19 protein-coding genes are annotated in these 19,745 nt (G+C 66.1%); 13 read left to right on the top strand and 6 right to left on the bottom strand.

Features of this window, described 5'->3' with window-relative positions:
* Positions 1-42 precede the first annotated feature (42 nt).
* The 3 genes from AC1D34_RS09490 to AC1D34_RS09480 are packed head-to-tail and all read left to right on the top strand — an operon-like array spanning position 43 to position 3,207.
* Positions 43-1,188, top strand: coding sequence for a CaiB/BaiF CoA transferase family protein (locus AC1D34_RS09490; protein WP_441504804.1), 1,146 nt, complete (start codon positions 43-45; stop codon positions 1,186-1,188).
* A gap of 11 nt (positions 1,189-1,199) precedes the next feature.
* Positions 1,200-2,354 (top strand): acyl-CoA dehydrogenase family protein, encoded by a 1,155-nt coding sequence (locus AC1D34_RS09485; protein WP_476824066.1) that lies wholly within the window; start codon positions 1,200-1,202, stop codon positions 2,352-2,354.
* Position 2,355: 1 nt separating this feature from the next.
* Positions 2,356-3,207 (top strand): HTD2 family dehydratase, encoded by an 852-nt coding sequence (locus AC1D34_RS09480; RefSeq protein WP_441504806.1) that lies wholly within the window; start codon positions 2,356-2,358, stop codon positions 3,205-3,207.
* 105 nt (positions 3,208-3,312) lie between these two features.
* On the opposite strand, the gene AC1D34_RS09475 is transcribed toward AC1D34_RS09480, so the two are convergent.
* Positions 3,313-3,939, bottom strand: coding sequence for a glutathione S-transferase family protein (locus tag AC1D34_RS09475; RefSeq protein WP_441504807.1), 627 nt, complete (start codon positions 3,937-3,939; stop codon positions 3,313-3,315).
* Between the two features lie 258 nt (positions 3,940-4,197).
* Between AC1D34_RS09475 and AC1D34_RS09470 the strand changes: the two genes are divergently transcribed.
* The 4 genes from AC1D34_RS09470 to AC1D34_RS09455 all read left to right on the top strand — a co-directional run bounded on the left by AC1D34_RS09470 (position 4,198) and on the right by AC1D34_RS09455 (position 10,119).
* Positions 4,198-6,159, top strand: coding sequence for a bifunctional 2',3'-cyclic-nucleotide 2'-phosphodiesterase/3'-nucleotidase (locus AC1D34_RS09470; protein ID WP_476824071.1), 1,962 nt, complete (start codon positions 4,198-4,200; stop codon positions 6,157-6,159).
* A gap of 200 nt (positions 6,160-6,359) precedes the next feature.
* Complete coding sequence (locus AC1D34_RS09465; RefSeq protein ID WP_441504808.1) at positions 6,360-7,391, top strand: iron ABC transporter substrate-binding protein; 1,032 nt, start codon at positions 6,360-6,362, stop codon at positions 7,389-7,391.
* Between the two features lie 56 nt (positions 7,392-7,447).
* Entirely contained in the window at positions 7,448-9,037 is a 1,590-nt protein-coding gene (locus AC1D34_RS09460; protein ID WP_441504809.1) for an ABC transporter permease, read from the top strand.
* Complete coding sequence (locus tag AC1D34_RS09455) at positions 9,034-10,119, top strand: ABC transporter ATP-binding protein (RefSeq protein ID WP_441504810.1); 1,086 nt, start codon at positions 9,034-9,036, stop codon at positions 10,117-10,119. Before AC1D34_RS09460 ends, AC1D34_RS09455 begins: the two co-directional genes overlap by 4 nt.
* A gap of 83 nt (positions 10,120-10,202) precedes the next feature.
* Here the strand turns inward: AC1D34_RS09455 and AC1D34_RS09450 are convergent, their stop codons facing one another.
* Entirely contained in the window at positions 10,203-11,879 is a 1,677-nt protein-coding gene (locus AC1D34_RS09450; protein ID WP_441504811.1) for an acyl-CoA dehydrogenase family protein, read from the bottom strand.
* A 79-nt stretch (positions 11,880-11,958) separates the two neighbouring features.
* Positions 11,959-12,843, bottom strand: a complete 885-nt coding sequence (locus AC1D34_RS09445) for a DMT family transporter (protein WP_441478411.1) — start codon at positions 12,841-12,843, stop codon at positions 11,959-11,961.
* A 204-nt stretch (positions 12,844-13,047) separates the two neighbouring features.
* Here AC1D34_RS09445 and AC1D34_RS09440 point away from each other — a divergent pair, with 204 nt between their 5' ends.
* From AC1D34_RS09440 to aac(6'), 3 genes are all read left to right on the top strand, one after another.
* Positions 13,048-13,905 carry a YihY/virulence factor BrkB family protein gene (locus tag AC1D34_RS09440; RefSeq protein ID WP_441488777.1) on the top strand — a complete coding sequence of 286 codons (858 nt, stop codon included), beginning with the start codon at positions 13,048-13,050 and terminating at the stop codon, positions 13,903-13,905.
* 50 nt (positions 13,906-13,955) lie between these two features.
* Positions 13,956-14,468 (top strand): GNAT family N-acetyltransferase, encoded by a 513-nt coding sequence (locus AC1D34_RS09435; protein ID WP_441504812.1) that lies wholly within the window; start codon positions 13,956-13,958, stop codon positions 14,466-14,468.
* Between the two features lie 62 nt (positions 14,469-14,530).
* Positions 14,531-14,977: an aminoglycoside 6'-N-acetyltransferase gene (gene aac(6'), locus AC1D34_RS09430; RefSeq protein ID WP_441504860.1), complete on the top strand. Its 447-nt coding sequence runs from the start codon at positions 14,531-14,533 to the stop codon at positions 14,975-14,977.
* 56 nt (positions 14,978-15,033) lie between these two features.
* On the opposite strand, the gene AC1D34_RS09425 is transcribed toward aac(6'), so the two are convergent.
* On the bottom strand, positions 15,034-15,963 hold the full coding sequence (locus AC1D34_RS09425; RefSeq protein WP_441504813.1) for an acetamidase/formamidase family protein: 930 nt from the start codon (positions 15,961-15,963) through the stop codon (positions 15,034-15,036).
* Positions 15,964-16,195: 232 nt separating this feature from the next.
* Positions 16,196-17,470: a crotonyl-CoA carboxylase/reductase gene (gene ccrA, locus AC1D34_RS09420; RefSeq protein ID WP_441504814.1), complete on the bottom strand. Its 1,275-nt coding sequence runs from the start codon at positions 17,468-17,470 to the stop codon at positions 16,196-16,198.
* 381 nt (positions 17,471-17,851) lie between these two features.
* Here ccrA and AC1D34_RS09415 point away from each other — a divergent pair, with 381 nt between their 5' ends.
* Positions 17,852-18,160, top strand: coding sequence for a hypothetical protein (locus AC1D34_RS09415; protein WP_441504815.1), 309 nt, complete (start codon positions 17,852-17,854; stop codon positions 18,158-18,160).
* Positions 18,161-18,166: 6 nt separating this feature from the next.
* A complete protein-coding gene (locus AC1D34_RS09410) occupies positions 18,167-18,574 on the top strand; it encodes a DUF4180 domain-containing protein (RefSeq protein ID WP_476824065.1) in 408 nt (135 codons plus the stop codon).
* A 12-nt stretch (positions 18,575-18,586) separates the two neighbouring features.
* On the opposite strand, the gene ubiG is transcribed toward AC1D34_RS09410, so the two are convergent.
* A complete protein-coding gene (gene ubiG / locus AC1D34_RS09405; RefSeq protein WP_476769602.1) occupies positions 18,587-19,342 on the bottom strand; it encodes a bifunctional 2-polyprenyl-6-hydroxyphenol methylase/3-demethylubiquinol 3-O-methyltransferase UbiG in 756 nt (251 codons plus the stop codon).
* A gap of 148 nt (positions 19,343-19,490) precedes the next feature.
* Here ubiG and AC1D34_RS09400 point away from each other — a divergent pair.
* A partial coding sequence (locus AC1D34_RS09400; RefSeq protein WP_476824064.1) for an amino acid kinase family protein occupies positions 19,491-19,745 on the top strand: 255 nt, incomplete at its 3' end.

The raw sequence follows: 19,745 nt of genomic DNA, 5'->3' as shown, positions 1-19,745 counted from the left end.
GGTCCGTTTCGCCCGCAGGACAAGACCAACTGGCTCAACGTGATGACGAATGCTCTCGAAGGAATCCTGGTCGTGGCGCTGGAACAGGCCGTCGCCGTGCCGGTAGCGACCTGCCGGCTGGCCGATGCCGGCGCGCGCGTCATCAAGCTCGAACGGGCGGAGGGCGACTTCTCGCGCGGCTATGACGACTACGCCAATGGCCTGTCCTCCTATTTCGTCTGGATCAACCGGGGCAAGGAATCCTGTCGCGTCGACCTGAAGCAGCCCGACGACCTCGCCATGGTCGAGGCGATGCTGGCGAAAGCCGATGTCTTCATCCAGAATCTCGCGCCTGGCGCGACCGGCCGCCTCGGCATCGGCAGCGCCGAGCTGCGCAAGCGCCATCCGCGCCTGATCACCTGCGATGTCTCGGGCTATGCGCCAGGCACGCCGCATTACACGCGCAAGGCCTATGACCTGCTGATCCAGGCGGAAGCTGGCTTGTCCTCGATCACCGGCAATGAAAGCTCCGGGCCGACGCGGATCGGCGTTTCCATCGCCGATATCGCCACCGGAAACGCCGCCTATGCCGCAATCCTCGAAGCCCTGCTCCGGCGTGCCCGCACAGGCGAAGGCTCGCAGATCGCGCTCTCGCTGTTCGACACCATCGCCGACCTGATGAACGTGCCCTATCTGACCCGGCGCTATGGCGGGATCGAGCCGCCCCGCCTCGGCCTCGCCCATCCCTCGATCGCACCCTATGGCGTCTTTGAACTCGCCGATGGCAACGTGCTTCTGGCCGTGCAGAGCGAGCGCGAATGGCAGGTCCTGGCGCGCGAGGTGCTTCGCGACGAGGCCCTGGCCGACGACCCGCGCTTCGCCAGCAATGTGCTGCGCGTCCGGGAACGGGCCGCCCTCGACGCCGCGATCCAGGCGATCCTGATCGCAAGGCCCTTTGCGGCTGTCACCGCCGCGCTCGACCGAGCCGGGATCGCCTATGGCACGGTATCGAGCGTCGGCGACCTGATCACCCACCCGGCCGCAACGACGCTGACGGTCGAGACACCGGCGGGCCCGATCGAGGTCCTGGCGCCTCCCGCCATCGTCGATGGCAAACGGGCGGAGATGCGGCGCGTGCCGGAACTCGGCGAGCATGAAGCCAGCTTGCGGGCCGAGTTCGCCGCGACAGCCGCCGCCCGTTCAGCCTGAGACAAGCAGCCATGCAAGACCTCGATCACGCCGAGATCCGCGACGCCGTCGCAAAACTCTGTGCCGACTTCCCCGGGGAGTACTGGCGCAAGCTCGACCGCGAGATGGCCTATCCCGCCGATTTCGTCAGCGCGCTGACCGAAAGCGGTTTCCTCTCGGCGCTGATCCCGGAGGAATATGGCGGGGCCGGCCTGCCGCTTTCGGCCGCGACCGTGATCATGGAGGAAATCCAGCGACAGGGATGCAATGGCGGCGCCTGCCACGCCCAGATGTACATCATGGGCACGCTGCTCCGGCATGGCTCGGCCGAGCAGAAGCAAAGCTACCTCCCCAGGATCGCGTCCGGCGCCTTGCGGCTACAGGCCTTTGGCGTCACCGAGCCGACGAGCGGCACCGACACCACCTCACTGCGCACCTTCGCCCGGCGCGAGGGCGACCAATATGTCGTCAACGGGCAGAAGATCTGGACGAGCCGGGCCGCGCAGTCCGACCTGATGCTGCTTCTGGCCCGCACGACGCCACGCGAGCAGGTCGCCAAGCGCACCGAGGGGCTCTCGGTCTTCATCCTCGACATGCAAGAGGCGCTGAAAGCCGGCCTCTCTATCCGGCCCATCCGGACGATGATGAACCATGCCACCACAGAGGTGTTCTTCGACAATGTCCGCGTGCCTGCCGAGAACCTGATCGGTGAGGAGGGCAAGGGCTTTCGCTACATCCTGTCCGGCATGAATGCCGAGCGCATCCTGATCGCCGCCGAATGCGTCGGCGATGCGAAGTGGTTCATCGAGAAAGCCTCGGCCTATGCCAGGGAACGGCAGGTCTTCGGCCGGCCTATCGGCCAGAACCAGGGTGTCCAGTTCCCGATCGCGAAAGCCTACGCCAACATGCGCGCCGCCGAGCTGATGGTGCGCGAGGCAGTGCGGCTCTACGAGCARGGCAAGGATTGCGGGGCCGAARCCAATATGGCGAAGATGCTGGCGGCCGACGCGTCGTTCGAGGCGGCCAATGCCTGCGTGCAGACGCATGGCGGCTTCGGCTTTGCCGAGGAATACGACATCGAGCGCAAGTTCAGGGAGACACGGCTCTACCAGGTCGCGCCGATCTCGACGAACCTGATCCTGTCCTATCTCGCCGAACATGTGTTGGGCATGCCGAGGTCCTACTGAGATGAGCATCGATCTTGACGCCCTCAAGCGCTGGACCGGCAGGACCGAAGAAGCCGCCGACCTGGTCACGCCGCGCCTGGTGCGGAGCTTCGAGGCGACCTTCGCGCCGCATCTGGCGCCCTATGCCGAGGGTGAGGCGCCCCTTGCCCTGCACTGGTGCCTGGCTCCGCCGATCGCCCCGATGGGCGCGATCGGGATTGACGGCCATGCCGCCAAGGGCGAATTCCTGCCGCCTGTGCCGCTGCCGCGCCGGATGTGGGCTGGCGGAACGATCGAGACCATCGCGCCGCTGCGCACGGGCGACGAGGTCACGCGCCGCTCGGTGATCGGCGACATCTCCTACAAGCAGGGTCGCACGGGGCCGCTCTGCTTCGTCGCCGTCGACCACGAACTCGTCACCCCGCGCGGTGTCGCGCTTCGCGAGCGCCACAACATCGTCTACCGCGAGGCCGCAAGGCCGGGCGCGCCGGCCTCCCCCGCGCCGGCACCGGAGGAGCCACGGCCAGCCGATCTGGTCTGGCAGGTCGCGAGTTCACCGGTCTTCCTGTTTCGCTACTCCGCCATCACCTTCAACAGCCATCGCATCCATTACGACTACCCCTACGTGACGGGTGAGGAAGGCTATGAGGGCCTCGTCGTGCACGGGCCGATCCAGGCGACGCTACTGCTCAACATCATCGCGACGCTGTCGGGCGGCGAACCGATCAGGCTGGATTACCGCGGCGTCGCGCCGCTGATCGCAGGCGATGACTTCCTGGTGAAGGCCAGGCGCCTGCCCGACGGCGGCATCGCGGCATGGACGGAAGGGTCCGATGGCCGGGTACGCATGGAAGGCGTCAGCCGCGCTGCGTAGGGCATCGGCCTGAAAAGTGGATACCGGTTTTCGGAAAAGCCGATGCAACGACAAAGCGCTGCAGCATCAGACTGGACACGATAACCGGTCTGATGTTGCAGCCGCTCAGGCCGGTGGAATGAAGGGCTGCGCGATCGCCTGAAAGACCGGCAGCGCTTCCAACCGTGCGGCCTCGGCGGCAAGCGTCGGGTAGTCACCGGGCGAGGCGATCCCGGGATGGGCCTCCATCAGGAATCGCCAGGCCACTGCGAGTGCGATATCGGCGTGCCCAACACGCCCGGCGAACGCACCGCTTGCACTGTGCTGGCTGCGCTCTGTCTCCAGCACGGACAGCGTCGCGAGGATCTGGGCGTGGCAGCGCTCGGCCCAGACCTGCGACACCTCCCGATGCAGCTTCAACTCGTAGAACAGGCTGACGGCCTTCTCGGCGAAGCCCATCGCCAGCCCGGCCGTGCGTACCGCCCGGTGCCGGGCCGGTTCCGTAACCGGGAACAGCCGGCGTTCGGCGGCGACGAGACCGTCGAGATAGTCGAGGATGCCGTGGCTTTCGACCAGCACGAGGCCGTCATCCAGCACGAGCGTCGGCACGCGCGTCAGCGGGTTGTAGGGCCGGATCTTCTCGGCATCGCCGAAGACCGACCAGGGCCGATGCTCGAAGGGCAGTTCGTACAGCCTCAATGCGATGCCGACGCGCCGTACGAAGGGGGAATCATACTGGCCGATCAGGATCATGCGGACGCCCTCCTGGCAAAGCCTGCCATCGGCCGACGCGTCCAGGCAAGCGCGGCGGGAGAACCGCGAGCCGCCCCTCATCTTTGGCGTGGCATGCGCCCGGCACGATGCTAGCCCAAGCTGCGTTTGGACGAAATCATCCAAACGCAGGAAACGTCATCGACTCTAATAGTTTAGAGCATGGTCTATGCGAAAAACCGTTGCTACTCTTTCGCAGCATGCTCTAGCCTCGCGACGTTCAGAACAGATCACCAGAGGCTGGGTCCGATGTTACGCGCAACCGAATTCAGCCGCCGTGAAACCCTGAAGGCCGGAGCAGCCATGGCCGCCGCAGCGACGCTGCCTTCCGGCCTCGCTGCGCAGAGCTCCGCGAAGCTCAAGCTGCGCGTGCTGGCGACCACCGATCTCCATGTCAATGTCGTGCCCTACGATTATTTTCGTGACGCCGCCGACGACACGGTCGGCCTCGCCAAGACGGCGAGCCTGATCAAGCTGGCGCAGGCGGAGGCCAGGAACAGCATCCTGTTCGACAATGGCGACTTCCTGCAGGGCTCTTCGCTCGGCGACTTCATCGCCTACAAGAAGGGGCTGAAGCCCGGCGAGACGCACCCGATGCTCGCTGCCATGAACGCCCTGCCCTATGCCTGCGGCACGCTCGGCAATCACGAGTTCAATTACGGCCTGCCGTTCCTCGAGAGCGGCCTCGCCAAGGCGGAATTCCCGCTGGTCTGCGCCAATGTCACGCGCCCCGAAGGCGCACCGCTGATCGACCCCTGGATCATGCTCGACCAGAGCTTCGAGGACGAGGCCGGCCAGAAGCAGTTGCTCAAGATCGGCGTGATCGGCTTCGTGCCGCCGCAGATCATGCAATGGGACAAGGCCAATCTCGACGGCWAGCTGGTGGCGACGGACATCGTCGATGCGGCCCGCAAGCACCTGCCCGATCTGCTCAGGGCCGGTCCCGATCTGGTCGTCGCACTCTGTCATTCCGGCATCGCAGGCGGCGTTCGCAAGGGCATGGAGGAGAATGCGGCGCTGCATCTCGCCAAGCTCGACGGCATCGACGTGATCCTGACCGGTCACCAGCATCTGGTCTTCCCCGGCGGCAAGGCCTTTGACGGCATCGAGGGCGTCGACAACAAGCTGGGCTCTCTGCACGGCAAGCCGGCCTGCCAGCCCGGCTTCTGGGGGTCGCATCTCGGACTGATCGATCTCGAACTGGAAAAGCGCGACGGGCGCTGGAAGGTTGCCGCCTTCAAGGTCGAACCGCGCCCGATCTTCGAGCGCACGCCGGACCGCAAGATCGTATCGAAGGCCGCCACCGAACAATCGGTGCTCGCAACCGTGAAGGCCGATCACGAGGCGACGCTGATCTATATGCGCGAGCCGGTCGGCTCCACCGCGAGCCCGATCAACAGCTATTTCGCGCTGGTTGCCGACGATCCCTCGGTCCAGATCGTGGCCGAGGCACAGACGGCCTATGTGGAAGGCCTGATGGCGCAGACGCAGTGGAAGGGGCTGCCCGTGCTCTCTGCGGCCGCGCCCTTCAAGTCCGGCGGCCGCGCGGGGCCGAGCTTCTACACGGATATCCCGGCCGGCCCGATCGCGATCAAGAACGTCGCCGATATCTACCTGTACCCGAACTCCGTGCAGGTGGTGAAGATCACCGGCGCCGAGGTGCGCGAGTGGCTGGAGCGCTCGGCCGGCATCTTCAACCGCATCGACCCGGCCAAGACCGAGGAGCAGCCGCTGATCGACCCGGGCTTCCCCCCCTTCAATTTCGATGTGATCGACGGCGTGACCTACCGGATCGATGTGACGCAGCCCTCACGCTATGACGGCAATGGCGCGCTTGTCGCGCGCGACGCTCGCCGCATCGTCGACCTCGCCTATGCCGGCAAGCCGATCGACGACCAGGCCGAGTTCATCATCGCGACCAATAACTACCGCGCCTCGGGCGGCGGGAACTTTCCCGGCACCAGGACGACCGTGGTGCTGGAGGCGCCCGATCTCAACCGCGACGTGATCATACGCTACATCATCGAGAAGAAAACGATCGAACCCAAGGCCGATGGCAACTGGTCGCTAGTAGCACTTCCGGCCGGCGTGAACGTCACCTTCCTGACTTCGCCAGCCGCGGCAGGAAAACTGCCAGCTGATTTGAAGGCGCGACCGGCTGGCGATGGTGGTGACGGATTCGTGAAGTACCGTCTTCTGTAAGACAACCTTACGACATCACGCACAGCAAACAGTGGTTAATACAGAGAGTAAGCTGTCGGCAAATTACCTTACCTTTCCAAACCTCAGTTTAGATGGATTCTAATAACTGTCATCTTCGTTGACAGCGATATTTTTGATGCCAATACGTATTCGCACGACATCAACTGTCGCGCCGAAAGATTTCAACCCAGAGACACGCCATGGCTTTCTCCTTCCGACATCTGGCGTCCGCCCTGATGGCGGGCATCCTCTCGTCCGGGGTTTCGAGCTTTGCGCTCGCCCAGGCGGCGCCGGCCCCCAGCCCCGAGGGAATCGTCGTCTACAACGCCCAGCATGAGAGCCTGACGCGCGCCTGGTCGGACGCCTTCACCAAGGAAACCGGGATCAAGGTGACGCTCCGCAAGGGCAGCGATACCGAGCTCGGCAACCAGATCGTCCAGGAAGGCGCGGCCTCCCCGGCCGATGTCTTCATCACCGAGAACTCGCCCGCGATGGTGCTGGTCGACAATGCCGGCCTGTTCGCCCCGCTCTCGCCCGCCACGCTCGACCTCGTCCCCGACGCGCTGCGTCCGGCCAATGGAAAATGGCTCGGCGTTGCGGCCCGCTCGACCGTCTTCGCCTATGACAAGACGAAGCTGAGCGAGGACAAGCTGCCGAAGTCGATCATGGATCTGGCCTCACCGGCCTGGAAGGATCGCTGGGGCGCCTCGCCGTCCGGCGCCGATTTCCAGGCAATCGTGGGTGCGATGCTCGTCCTCAAGGGCGAGGCGGAGACCGCGACCTGGCTCAAGGCGATGAAGGCGGGCTCCAAGCCCTATCGCGGCAACAGCGTCGCGATGAAGGCGGTGAATACGGGCGAAGTCGAAGGCGCCGTGATCTACCACTATTACTTCTTCGGCGATCAGGCGAAGACCGCCGAGAACAGCGGCAATGTCGCGCTGCATTATTTCCGGCACCAGGATCCAGGCGCCTTCGTCAGCGTCTCCGGCGCCGGTGTGCTGGCCTCGAGCAAGCACAAGCCGGAGGCCGAGGCCTTCGTGAAATGGGTCGCCGGCAAGGGTGGCCAGGACATCCTGAGGACCGGGGATTCCTTCGAGTATGCCGTCGCCAAGGGCGCGGAATCCAACCCCAAGCTCGTGCCCCTGCCGCAACTCGAAGCGCCGAAGGTCGAACCGTCCAAGCTTGACAGCAAGGCGGTCACCGAACTCATGACCAAGGCCGGGCTGCTCTGACAGCCCCTCTGCCGGGCAGCGAGCCGCCATCGCTGCCCGTGCAAATCGAGAATCTTATGAGCACGGTATCCGAGCCCGCTGTCAGCACGTCGCTGCAGAGACACCCAGCCCTGCGGCCGCTGCACGGGCGCCTGAACGAGGCCGTGACGGTTGCAGCCGCGCTTGTCGCCCTGCTCTGCCTGGCACCGCTCGCGTTCCTGATCGCGATCACCATTCAGACCGGCGCGGACACGGTCGTCGCGCTGGTTTTCCGCGCGCGCGTCGGCGAACTCCTGCTGAACACGCTGCTGCTCGAGCTCTGCGTCGTCCCGGCCGCGGCTGCGCTCGGCATCCTGCTCGCCTGGCTCACCCAGAGGACGACGATCCCCGGGGCACGCGCCTGGTCATGGCTTGCCGTCGCGCCCCTGGCGGTACCGGCCTTCGTCCAGGGCTATGCCTGGGCGAGCTTTGCCCCCCACCTCCATGGCCTGCCCGGCGCGACCCTRATCTCCGTACTGGCCTATACGCCCTTCATCTATTTGCCCGTGGTCGCGCAGCTCCGCCGGCTCGACCCGGCGCTGGAAGAGATTGCGACCTCCCTCGGACGCTCGCCCCGCCAGGTCTTCACCCAGGTCGTGCTGCCGCAGCTGCGCCTCCCGGTTTCCGGCGGAGCACTTCTGATCGGCCTGCACCTGCTGGCCGAATACGGGCTGTTCGCGATGATCCGCTTCGACACCTTCGCAACGGCGATCATCGACCAGTTCCAGTCGAGCTATAACGGTCCCGCAGCCAACATGCTGGCCGGCGTGCTGGTGCTGTGCTGTCTCGGCCTGCTGGTGCTCGACCGAGCATTGCGCGGCCGTGAACGTCAGGCTCGCGTCGGCAGTGGGGCGCCGCGTACGGCTCCCCGGCTGAAGCCCGGCCGAATCTGGACGCTGCCGTGCCTCGGCCTGCTTCTCACCTATGCACTGCTCTCGCTCGGCGTCCCCAGCCTGACGCTCGGACGCTGGCTCGTTCTCGGCGGAGCGGACGCCTGGCGGATCTCCGATCTCGCCGGCGCCTTCGGCACGACCGTCTTCTATGCCGTGGCCGGCGCCGCCCTCACGAGTGCTGCCGCCATCCCGATCGCCTGGCTGTGCGTGCGGCGGCCGGGGCTCTGGCAACGGCGGCTCGAAGCCTGCCATGTCTATGTCGGCTCGCTGCCGGGCATCGTCGTCGCGCTCGCGCTGGTCACGATCACGGTCCGCGTGGCGCTGCCCTTGTACCAGAGCTGGTTCATGCTGCTCGTCGCCTATGCGCTGATCTTCCTGCCGCGCGCGCTGGTCGGTCTGCGCGGCAGCCTCGCGCAGGTGCCGGTCGAGCTCGAATGGGCAGCCTCGGCGCTCGGGCGGCCGCCCTTGCTGGCGGTGCTGCAGGTCACGCTGCGCCTGGCCGCGCCTGGGCTTGGCGCGGCGATGGCGCTGGTCGGACTTGGCATCACCACGGAGCTGACCGCCACGCTCCTGCTCTCGCCCAATGGGACGCGGACGCTGGCGACGGAGTTCTGGTCGCTGACCGGCGAGATCGACTATGTCGCGGCGACGCCCTATGCGGTCCTGATGATCATCCTCTCCATCCCGATGGCCGTGATGCTGCACCGGCAGTCGCGAAAGGCGAACGGCCTGTGAGCGTCCTGACCGTTTCCGGCCTGAGCAAGCAGTACGGCGCGACGCTTGCCCTCGACGATATCAGCTTCTCGGTCGCGCCCGGCATACGGACCGCGATCGTCGGCCCCTCGGGATCGGGCAAGACGACCCTGCTGCGCATCATCGCGGGCTTCGAGACGGCCGCCGCGGGCACCGTGACCATCGGCAACGAGATCATCGTCGATGGCGGGTTGGGCGTCCCCGCGCATCTGCGCGGGATCGGCGTCGTGACGCAGGACGGCTCCCTGTTCCCGCATCTCAGCATCGCCGAGAATATCGGCTTTGGGCTGACGCGGAACCAGACCGACCGGGATGCCCGGATTGCAGAGCTGATGGACATTGTCGAACTGCCGCGCAGCATGGCTGAAAGGCGGCCCCACCAGTTGTCCGGCGGCCAGCAGCAGCGCGTCGCCCTCGCCCGTGCGCTCGCCCGGCGGCCGCGGCTGATGCTTCTGGACGAGCCCTTCTCCGCCCTCGATACCGGGCTGCGCGAGACCATGCGCCGCAAGGTGGCCGACGTGCTGCGAGAATTCGCGGTGACCGCGATCCTCGTCACGCATGACCAGGGCGAAGCGCTCGGCTTCGCCGACCAGCTCGTCGTGCTGAAGGAGGGCCGACTGGTCCAGGCCGGGCCGCCACGGCTTCTCTACATGCAACCCCTCAACCCCGCGATCGCTCGTTTCCTCGGCGACGCGATCCTGCTGCAGGCGGAGCTGGCCGATGGCGCGGCGCGCTGCGCACTCGGCCAGATTGCGATCACCGACCGAACCCGGCGCGGCCCGGCAACGATCCTGCTGCGCCCCGAACAGCTTCGCCTGCGGCCATCGGCCGCCTCAGAGCTCGCTGGCGGCACCGGAGGGAGGATCGTCGAGGTCGAGTTCGGCGGCGCCAGCAGCCTCGTCACGATCGCGCTCGATGCGGATACGGACACCCTGCTGCAGTTGCGCTCATCCGACCTGTCCCCGCCGGAGCCGGGAACGCATGTGGCGATCGAGGTCTCCGGCGCGGCCTACCCGTTCGATGGCGCGACCGCCCTGGAGCCTGCCGGGAAGGCGAAGCGCTAACGCATCGACCCGAAGAGTGGATTGCGGTTTTCGGAAAAGCCGATGCAAACACAGCCGGCTTCCTCCGGCGGGTCCGGGGGCTGTCAGCCCTCGACCAGCCGCCGTGCGATCACCTGCGCCTGAATCTCCGCCGCACCCTCAAAAATGTTCAGGATGCGGGCGTCACAGAGGACGCGGCTGATCGGGTATTCCAGCGCAAAACCATTGCCGCCATGGATCTGCAGCGCGTTATCGGCGGCGGCCCAGGCAACCCGGGCGCCGAGCAGCTTGGCCATGCCGGCCTCGAGATCGCAGCGGCGCTCGGCGTCCTTCTCGCGAGCGGCGAAATAGGTGAGCTGGCGGGCGATCAGGATTTCAGCCGCCATCATCGCGAGCTTGTCGGCGACGCGCGGGAAGGCGATCAGCGGCTTGCCGAACTGGATGCGCTCCTGCGCATAGCGCAGCCCCAGATCGAAAGCCGATTGCGCCACGCCGATGGCGCGCGCCGCCGTCTGGATTCGGGCCGCCTCGAAGGTCTGCATGAGCTGCTTGAAGCCCTGGCCTTCGACGCCACCGAGCAGGTTCCCGGCCTTGACCTCGAAACCGTCGAAGGCGAGCTCGTATTCCTTCATCCCGCGATAGCCGAGCACCTCGATCTCGCCGCCGGTCAGTCCGGCAACCGGGAACGGGTCTTCGTCCGTGCCGCGCGGCTTTTCGGCAATCAGCATGGAGAGGCCGCGATAACCCGGTGCGTCCGGATCGGTGCGGACAAGCAGCGTCATGATATCGGCGCGAACGGGATGGGTGATCCAGGTCTTGTTGCCATGGACCTTGAAGACATCGCCATCCCGCACCGCCTTGGTGCGCAGCGAAGCGAGGTCCGAGCCGGTATTGGGCTCGGTGAAGACGGCCGTCGGCAAGGTCTCGCCCGCGGCGATCTTCGGCAGCCAATGCGCCTTCTGCTCCGGCGTGCCGCCACAGAGGATGAGCTCGGCCGCGATTTCGGAGCGGGTGCCGAGCGAGCCGACGCCGATATAGCCGCGCGAAAGCTCCTCCGAGACGACGCACATCGAGACCTTGCTGAGGCCCATGCCGCCGAATTCCTCGGGAATGGTCAGGCCGAAGACGCCGAGCTCGGCCATTTTCTCGACGACCGGCATCGGGATGTAGTGGTTCTCCAGATGCCATTCGTGCGCATGCGGCGTCACCTCCGCCTCGCAGAAGCGGCGCATCTCGGAGCGGATCGCTTCCAGGGTCTCGTCGAGGCCGGGATCGCCGACACTGGCGAGCCCCTGCGACTGGCTGAACAAGGCGACGAGGCGCGCGCGGTTTTCCGGCGTGTTGCCCTCGGAGATCAGGGTTTCCGCCGCTTCGCCACGCGCGGCGGCGATCGACTTCTGGCCAAGGCCGAGCGCCGGGAGCCTGACGATCTCGCCCTGGCTCATCGGGATGCCGCCAAAGATCTGGGCTGCATATTCACCGGCGCCGACGCGCAGCGCGTAATCCTCGGTGGCGCCGTAGCGGTCCTCCACCTGCAGGCGCTCGCCATAGGCCTTCAGCTCTCGCAACGCCATGACATAGGTCGCGAGCCAGGACAGGCCATGCGCCGCGTGCTGCTCGGCTTCGAGCCTCGAAGACGAGATCTTGCCGTCGACCAGCACCTTCTGGCGTACCGCAGCGATCGCCTGGTCGAGCAGCGTCTCGAAGCCTGGCAGCGCGGCACCGATCAGCTCGACGGCGGAGCCAGGGGCCTCGGAGTGGCGGGCGACGTTGGCGCTCATGATCTCTCTCCCTTTGTTGCGACGCAGCATAGGAGAGAACCTGGCGAATCCGAAATCCACCTTTCGGCTGGGGGCCAGACTATTTTCGACTGGCCAGCACGACGCCGAGCACCGCCACAGCCATGCCGACGAGCTGGAGCGGCGTCAGCGTCTCCCCGAAGAGCAGCCACGCCTCGACCGCGACGGCCGGCGGCACGAGATAGAGGAAGGTCGCGGTGCGCGAGACTTCGCCACGCCGGATCAGCCAGAGATAGAGCCCGATTCCACCGAGCGAGAGCGCCAGGACCGACCAGGCCAGCACCAGGGCCATGGTCAGGTTCCACTCGATCCGCATCGGTTCGAGCGCATAGGCGACGGGCAGCGTGACGAGGAAGGCCGCGGTGTACTGCCAGGCGGTCACGGTCCGCAGATCGCCGGTGACGATGCGCTTCTTCTGATAGAAGGAGCCGAAGGTCACGGCGAACATCGCGACGATATTGACGCCGACCGGCAGCAGGATGCCGGCGAGCGCCTGCGGATCGACGCCGACCAGCTTCGGCTCGAGCACCAGGGCGATGCCGAGGAAACCGCAGAGAATCCCGGCCCAGCGCACCGGCGAGATGCGTTCGCCGACCAGAAGGGGGGAAAACAGCGCAGTCAGCACGGGCTGAAGGCCGGCAATCAGGCCGGAAACTCCGGCCGGCAGGCCATGGCGCACCGCCCACCAGACGCCGCCGAGATAAACGGCATGCAGCAGGATACCGGTGACGATGCAGTCGATGATCGCGCGGCGGCCCTTCGGCCAGGGGGCACCGACGGCGAGCGCCAGGCCGATGAGCAGCAGGCCGGCACAGGCATAGCGCACGGCCAGGAAGGTCAGCGGGTCGGCATAGCGCGCGGAATAGCCGGCAACGATCCAGCCGCTCGACCAGAGAAGCGTGAAGACGAGCGGGATGACGCGCAGGAACAGGGGCGATTCGAGCATGGGCACCGGCTTTCGCTGATCGCCCTGATAATCCCGGAGCAAGCGCTTGTCGCCGTCCGACGACGCCGGGACGGCATGTCCGGGGGAGGGAACGAATGCGTCATGCCGGGCCAGCGAGGGGCCGCGGGTGGATCGGGCACAGAGCCTGGATGACGGCGGGGCGGGTTGAGGTCACAATCAGCGCCCGCTCGCCCGAGTCTCCGCATGTCGCTGCTGTCCGTCCCCTCCCTCGCGTTCGAGCGTTTCCTCGCCCATGATTCCTGGGCGATCGCGAGCCATATCGCGCTCTCCGTGCTGATGTCGCTCTTCCCCTTCCTGATCCTGGTGACCGCGCTCGGCGGCGTCTTCGGCACGCAGAATGCGGCCGATGAGGCAACCGCGCTGCTGCTCGAGGCCTGGCCCAAGGAGATCGCCATCCCGATCGCACGCGAGGTGCGCTCGGTGCTGACGGCGGTCCGCAGCGACGCGCTGACCTTTGGCGCGCTGCTGGCGCTGTATTTCTCGTCGTCCGGCGTCGAGGCGCTGCGCATCGGCCTCAACCGTGCCTACGAGGCCTATGAATGGCGGGCCTGGTGGCACACACGGCTGGAATCGATCCTCTACGTGATCGGCGGCGCCGTGTTCATGCTCTCCTTCGCGTTTCTCGTGGTGCTCGGGCCGCTGGTCCTGCGCTGGCTGATCGGCTTCGCGCCCTGGCTGGCGCCACTCTCCATCCTGCTCAGCTTCCTGCGCGTCGCTGGCGCGACCATGTTGATCGTGCTGGCGCTGATCGTCGCACACAGCACGCTGCCGGCCCGCGCCCCGCATATCCGGACGCTCTGGCCCGGCATTCTCGTCACCCTCGCCTTCTGGCTCGTCGGCGGCCTCGGCTTCGGCTGGTATCTCGACGGCTTTGCAGGTGCCTATGTCACGACCTATGCCGGCCTTGCGACGGCGATGATCGCCCTCGTTTTCCTCTACTGGCTCGCCGCGATCTTCCTCTATGGCGCAGAGCTGAACGCCGCCTTCGCGATCGCCAGGGCTCCAAAGGCCGATCCCGGCGAGGCGATCGCGGGGCTGTAGGGCGTTCTCCTGCGTTGACGCCGAGTCGTGCTGCTGCTTTCTGTCCCGCCATGATCGAGACACCACGCCTGCTCCTGCGCCCTCACGCGCTGGAGGATTTCGAACCCTGGTACGCGATGTTTTCGGACCGGGACCTGTTCCGGTTCATTGCCGTGCCGCAATTGTCGCGGGAGGATGGCTGGAACCGGCTGCTGCGCTATGCCGGCCATTGGTCGCTGCTCGGCTACGGCATGTTCGCCGTCTTCGACAAGGCAAGCGGCGAACTGGTCGGCGATGTCGGCCTCGCCGATTTCCACCGCGGCCTGGGCGAGCGCTTCGACGGATTCCCGGAAGCCTCCTGGATCATGGCGCGCTCGACGCATGGACGGGGCCTGGCTGCGGAGGCGGTCGCCGCAAGCCATGACTGGCTTGCCCGCACGCACGCCCCTGCCCGCACCGTCTGCATCATCACCCCCGAAAACGTCGCCTCGCTGCGCCTGGCGGACAAGTTCGGATACCGGCCCTTCGGAAGCACCACCTACAAGGGCGGTCCCTACACCATGCTGGAACGCCTGGCGTCGTGACCGGCGGGCGCGACCGCATTGTTGCCGATCCAACTGGCAAGAGGGACGCGGCTGGTCCGATGCTGATCGAAACCTGCACGGATGAGACGCAGGAGGACTGGATCAGGCTGCGCCTGGCCCTCTGGCCGGATTCGACCGCGCAGGAGCATCGCGACGAGGCCGTGGGCATTCTCGCAAGTGCGAACGATACCGCGTTCATCGCGCGGGACGATGTTGGCCTGGCGATCGGCCTTGCCGAGGCCGCCCTGCGGCACGACTACGTCAATGGCTGCGAAACCTCGCCCGTCGGCTTCCTCGAAGGGATCTATGTCACGCCCGGCTCACGGCTTCACGGCGTCGCCCGGGCGCTTTGCGCAGCCGTCGAGACCTGGGCAAAGAGCCATGGCTGCATGGAACTCGCCTCGGACACCGACCTGTCCAATGCCGTCTCGCAGCAGACGCATGAGGCGCTCGGTTTCGAAGAAACCGAGCGGGTGGTGTATTATCGCAAGCCGCTACAGGCCGGCTGAGCTCTTGCCCAAGCGTTATTGCCCTGGACTCCCAGCCGGGCGCCGCCTCGCTGGGGTTACTTGCCGAGCAGCGACATCGCCCTCGTGATGTCGTTCTTATCCAGCCGGCAGGCCACGCAATAAGCGGGGTTGAAGATGTTGGCGACGTCGTAACGGACCAACTGGCCGAGCAGATGACTCGCCTCGACGGTATCGACACCGAGGTCGTCGACGATCCAGCGGAGCATCTCGGTCGTCGCGAACTGGAGCGGCTGGTCGAGCGGGCGGCCGCTGGCCAGGGTCATGATCTCGGTCGCGGTCTCGCAACGCGGCCACCGGCCCGGCGCATTCTTGCGCAGATGCAGGGTGAACGCGATCTCGAAACTGGTCTCGATGCCGGTGCCGACGATCTCGCCATCACCCTGGCAGGCATGGCCATCCCCCAGGAAGAACAGCCCGCCCGCCTCGGAAACCGGGAAAGCGATGCTCGCGCCCGGCCCGAAGCGGCGATAGTCCATATTGCCGCCATAGGAGCCGCTGGTCGCAGTCGAGATCGCCTGGCCGCCGGCCGGAGCCACGCCGAAACAACCGATCATCGGTGCCAGCGGAAAGCTCCAGCCCGAGATGCGCTCCGAGGCGCCGATCAGCCTGACTGTGCCCTTCTCGGCGTCGATGGCCCATTCGAAGCGCTCGCTCTTCGGCAGCTCGGCCACCGTGCGCGGATCGACCACCTGTTGCGAGAGTGGCGAATAGGTCCAGCCGGTCTTGCGGTTCGGCGTCATCCTGTCGATCGCCACGATCAGCGCATCGCCCGGCTCTGCTCCCGCAACGGCGAACGGACCGGTCATCGGGTTGCCGCGCGGGGCCCGCTGCACGCCCTCATGGTCGATGCCGGCGGCATCGAGTGTCGTCGTCACGATCGTGTCGCCGCTGGCGACCGTGAGGACCGGGGGCAGCGTGGCCATGACATTGGAATAGGAATGCGGGACGAAACGATGAAGCGCCATAAATCTCACCTGCCAGTCTTGCGGGCGCTTCAGGGAGCAAGGGTCAGCCGTCGCGAAGCGTCCCGGCCGAATCCGTTGTGGATCTGGCCTTGCGTCACCGTAGTCGAAACATTTGTTGGCGCGCTAGCCGGCCGGGGACATGCGCGCGACGCATCCCGGCCTGGACGGGGCGCTACCCGCGGATCAGGCTGGTGAGGCGGTCCTGACAGAGCCTTCGCCGGCCGCGCGCGGCTCAGCCGCCAAGCGCCTCCGCGACATCGTCAAAATTCCGCAGGCCGGTGCGCGGGGCATAGACCAGCACGGCCATGTTGCCGGGAGCATGCTCGTTCTTCCACATCTTGTGGTGGGCGAGCGGGATCTTCTCCCAGGGAAAGACCTCGGACATGCAGGGGTCGACGCGCCGGTCGAGCACGAACTGGTTGGCGGCGCTCGCCTGCTTGAGATGGGCGAAATGCGAGCCCTGCACGCGCTTCTGCCGCATCCAGACATAACGGGCGTCGAAGGTGATGTTGAAGCCCGAGGTGCCGGCGCAGAAGACGACCATCCCGCCGCGCTTGGCGACGAGGCAGGAGACCGGGAAGGTCGCCTCGCCGGGATGTTCGAAGACGATATCGACATCCTTCTTGCCGGTGATGTCCCAGATCGCCTTGCCGAACTTGCGAGCCTCCTTGGTCCATTCGGTATATTCGGGCGAATTGACCTTGGGCATCTGGCCCCAGCAATTGAACTCCTTGCGATTGATCACGCCTTTGGCGCCGAGGCCGAGCACGTAGTCGCGCTTGCTCTCGTCCGAAATCACGCCGATCGCGTTGGCGCCCGAAGCCGCACACAGCTGCACACCGAAGACGCCGAGCCCGCCCGACGCCCCCCAGATGAGCACGTTGTCGCCCGGCTTGATCGTATGCGGGGCGTGCCCGAAGAGCATGCGGTAGGCGGTCGCCAGGGTCAGCGTGTAGCAAGCCGACTCTTCCCAGGAGAGGTGCTTCGGCTTCTGCATCAGCTGGCGTGACTGCACCCGGCAGAACTGGGCGAAGGAGCCGTCCGGCGTCTCGTAGCCCCAGATGCGCTGGGAGGACGAGAACATCGGGTCGCCGCCATTGCACTCCTCGTCGTCGCCATCGTCCTGGTTGCAATGGACGATGACTTCGTCGCCGACCTTCCAGCGCTTCACCTTGGAACCAACGGCCCAGACGATGCCGGACGCATCGGAGCCGGCGATATGAAGCGATCCCTTGTGGACGTCGAAGGGCGAAATCGGCTGGCCGAGCCCGGCCCAGATGCCGTTATAGTTGACGCCGCCAGCCATCACGAGCAGCAGCACCTCCTCCTCGCCGATCGCCCAGGTCGGCACGACCTCGACCTGGAAGCTCTCCTGCGGCGGGCCATGGCGCTCGCGCCGGATGGTCCAGGCATACATGGTGGCGGGGACATGCCCGAGCGGCGGCAGCTCGTTCAGTTCGTAGAGATCCTTCAGCGGGCGGTGCGGAACAGGCTGCGGCTTGGACATGGCTCTCTCCCCTTGGTCTTCCTCGCCGCCTTGCGCCGCGAAAGGGCGGCCGACGGAGTTGAGGTGATCATGCGGCTCGATGCTGCGCTGCGCTATCCTCCTAAGGAATTATGTCGCACTGCAAAAAACAAGTCCGAATCCCGGCTTATGTTCCGATGGAACGCGAAGATCGTGCCTGAGAAGATTGCGCATCTCCGCCCAGGGCTCGTCGGGCGGCGGCCGATACGCTGCAGCCGAAGATCAGCTCCCCTTGCCTCATGTCCTTCGCTGTGAATTTTGAAACGATCTGCAGACGTTTTTTAACCTCACCAGCACGAGCCTGCATGACCAGCGGCCCAGCCGTGCTAATTTCAGCCCGCAAATACTTTGGAGCGATCGACCATGCGTCTATTGCTGCTACTGCTCGGCCTTCCTGACCTTCCACTGCCGGAATTCCTGGTCTTCCTTGGCTTCGCTGCCGGCTGCGCGCTGCTGCTGGGCTGGATTGCCGACGGCATCCTTGGGGAGCACGGCTTCGGCATCATTCCCAATGCYATCGTCCTCGTCGGCGGCGCCATTGTCGGCGCGATCCTGTGGCGAAGGCTCGGCTATGTGATCATTGCGAACCGGCAAATGGCCACCGCCATTGCCGCCACCACAGCCGGGATTCTGGCGCTCGTGGCGGGCGGGGTCGCCAAGCGGGTGATCTGAGGTCGCTTGCTTTCCTTCCGCATGGTCAAGACAATCGCCGGCATGGACAGTTCCCTCGAGATTCGCGGCCGGCGCGTGCTGCTATGCGCCGAAGACGGCCCCTTGCTCGCCAGCGAGCGCGACATCGGCGATTTCCTGGGCGCGGCCTGGGCCGAAGATGCAGACCTGGTCGTGATCCCGGTCGCGCGCCTGAGCGACGATTTCTTCAAGCTCAGCACGCGTCTCGCCGGCGAAGTCGCCCAGAAATTCGTCAATTACCGGATGCAGCTCGCGATCATCGGCGACCTCTCGCGCTGGAGCGCCGAGAGCAAGGCGCTACGCGATTTCGTTCGCGAGGCAAACCAGGGCCAGGCCCTGTGGTTCCTGGACGACCTGAACGCCCTGGAAGAGCGACTGGCCCCAGCCGAGCGCTGACGGGACCGGCCGCTAGACCGGCCGCGCCGCTGCGAGCATATAGTTCACATCCATGTCGCGCGACGCCGACCAGCGATCGGTGAAGGGGTTGTAGGCCACCCCGGTGCTTTCGCCGAGCTCCAGCCCATTGCGCGCGATTGCAGCCTCGAGTTCCGCCGGCGTGACGAATTTCTCCCAGTCATGCGTGCCGCGGGGCAGCCAGCGCAGGACATATTCGGCACCGACGATCGCCAGCGCATAGGATTTCAGCGTGCGGTTGAGCGTCGCCATCACCAAGAGGCCGCCGGGCTTCACCGCCGCGCAGCAGGCGCCGACGAAGGCCTCGACATCCGCGACATGCTCGACCACCTCCATGGCGAGCACGATGTCGAAGCGCCGCCCCTCGGCGACGAGGCTCTCGATCGTCGTCTCGCGATAGTCGATCGCAAGCCCGCTGCGTTCGGCATGGGCTCGGGCGACCGCGATATTGGTCGGAGCCGGATCGAGCCCCGTGACCTCGGCGCCGAGCCGCGCCAGGGGCTCCGACAGCACGCCGCCGCCGCAGCCGATATCGACCAGCGCCAGCCCCTCCAGCGATCGCAGCGATTTCGGATCGCGCCCGAAGCGTTCGCAGGCGAGATCCTTTACGAAACCGAGCCGCACCGGATTGAACTTGTGCAGCACGGCCATGGGACCCTTCGGGTCCCACCAGGTCCTGGCCATGGCATCGAAGCGCGCAACCTCGGCAGCATCGATCGTCGAGCCGGTTTGAGACGCTGCGGATGCCATGCGTAATTCCCCCTTTGTGCCAATCGGGCGCGGACCGCATTGACACTTGCGGTGCTGCCCGTCATCTACACCCGCCCTTCGCCCGGCGCGAGGGGGACCTTTCGTCCCGGCACGTCGCCGGGCGTTTCTAGAGAGCCCTTGGACCGCTATGGCCCGTCTGGTGATGAAATTCGGCGGGACCTCCGTCGCCACTGTCGAGCGTATCAAGAATGCCGCCCGCCACGTCAAACGCGAGTTCGACGCCGGCAACCAGGTCGCAGTCGTCGTCTCCGCCATGTCGGGCAAGACCAACGAACTCGTGGCCTGGTGCAAGGAAGCGGCACCGCTTTACGATCACGCGGAATATGACGCCGTGGTCGCATCCGGCGAGCAGGTCACCTCCGGCCTGATGGCAATCGTGCTC

It is taken from the genome of Allobosea sp. P1_A7 (assembly GCF_056406775.1).
The sequence above is the reverse complement of the archived record's forward strand: the minus strand, read 5'-3'. Positions and strand labels throughout refer to the sequence as shown.

Excerpts from the sequence above, each read along its gene's own strand:
- AC1D34_RS09490 (WP_441504804.1), top strand. The coding sequence starts at position 43 with ATGACGAATGCTCTCGAAGGAATCCTGGTCGTGGCGCTGGAACAGGCC.
- AC1D34_RS09425 (WP_441504813.1), bottom strand. The coding sequence starts at position 15,963 with ATGGCGCTTCATCGTTTCGTCCCGCATTCCTATTCCAATGTCATGGCC.
- AC1D34_RS09465 (WP_441504808.1), top strand. The coding sequence starts at position 6,360 with ATGGCTTTCTCCTTCCGACATCTGGCGTCCGCCCTGATGGCGGGCATC.
- AC1D34_RS09475 (WP_441504807.1), bottom strand. The coding sequence starts at position 3,939 with ATGATCCTGATCGGCCAGTATGATTCCCCCTTCGTACGGCGCGTCGGC.
- ccrA (WP_441504814.1), bottom strand. The coding sequence starts at position 17,470 with ATGTCCAAGCCGCAGCCTGTTCCGCACCGCCCGCTGAAGGATCTCTAC.
- AC1D34_RS09445 (WP_441478411.1), bottom strand. The coding sequence starts at position 12,843 with ATGCTCGAATCGCCCCTGTTCCTGCGCGTCATCCCGCTCGTCTTCACG.
- AC1D34_RS09440 (WP_441488777.1), top strand. The coding sequence starts at position 13,048 with ATGTCGCTGCTGTCCGTCCCCTCCCTCGCGTTCGAGCGTTTCCTCGCC.
- AC1D34_RS09435 (WP_441504812.1), top strand. The coding sequence starts at position 13,956 with ATGATCGAGACACCACGCCTGCTCCTGCGCCCTCACGCGCTGGAGGAT.
- ubiG (WP_476769602.1), bottom strand. The coding sequence starts at position 19,342 with ATGGCATCCGCAGCGTCTCAAACCGGCTCGACGATCGATGCTGCCGAG.
- AC1D34_RS09450 (WP_441504811.1), bottom strand. The coding sequence starts at position 11,879 with ATGAGCGCCAACGTCGCCCGCCACTCCGAGGCCCCTGGCTCCGCCGTC.
- AC1D34_RS09480 (WP_441504806.1), top strand. The coding sequence starts at position 2,356 with ATGAGCATCGATCTTGACGCCCTCAAGCGCTGGACCGGCAGGACCGAA.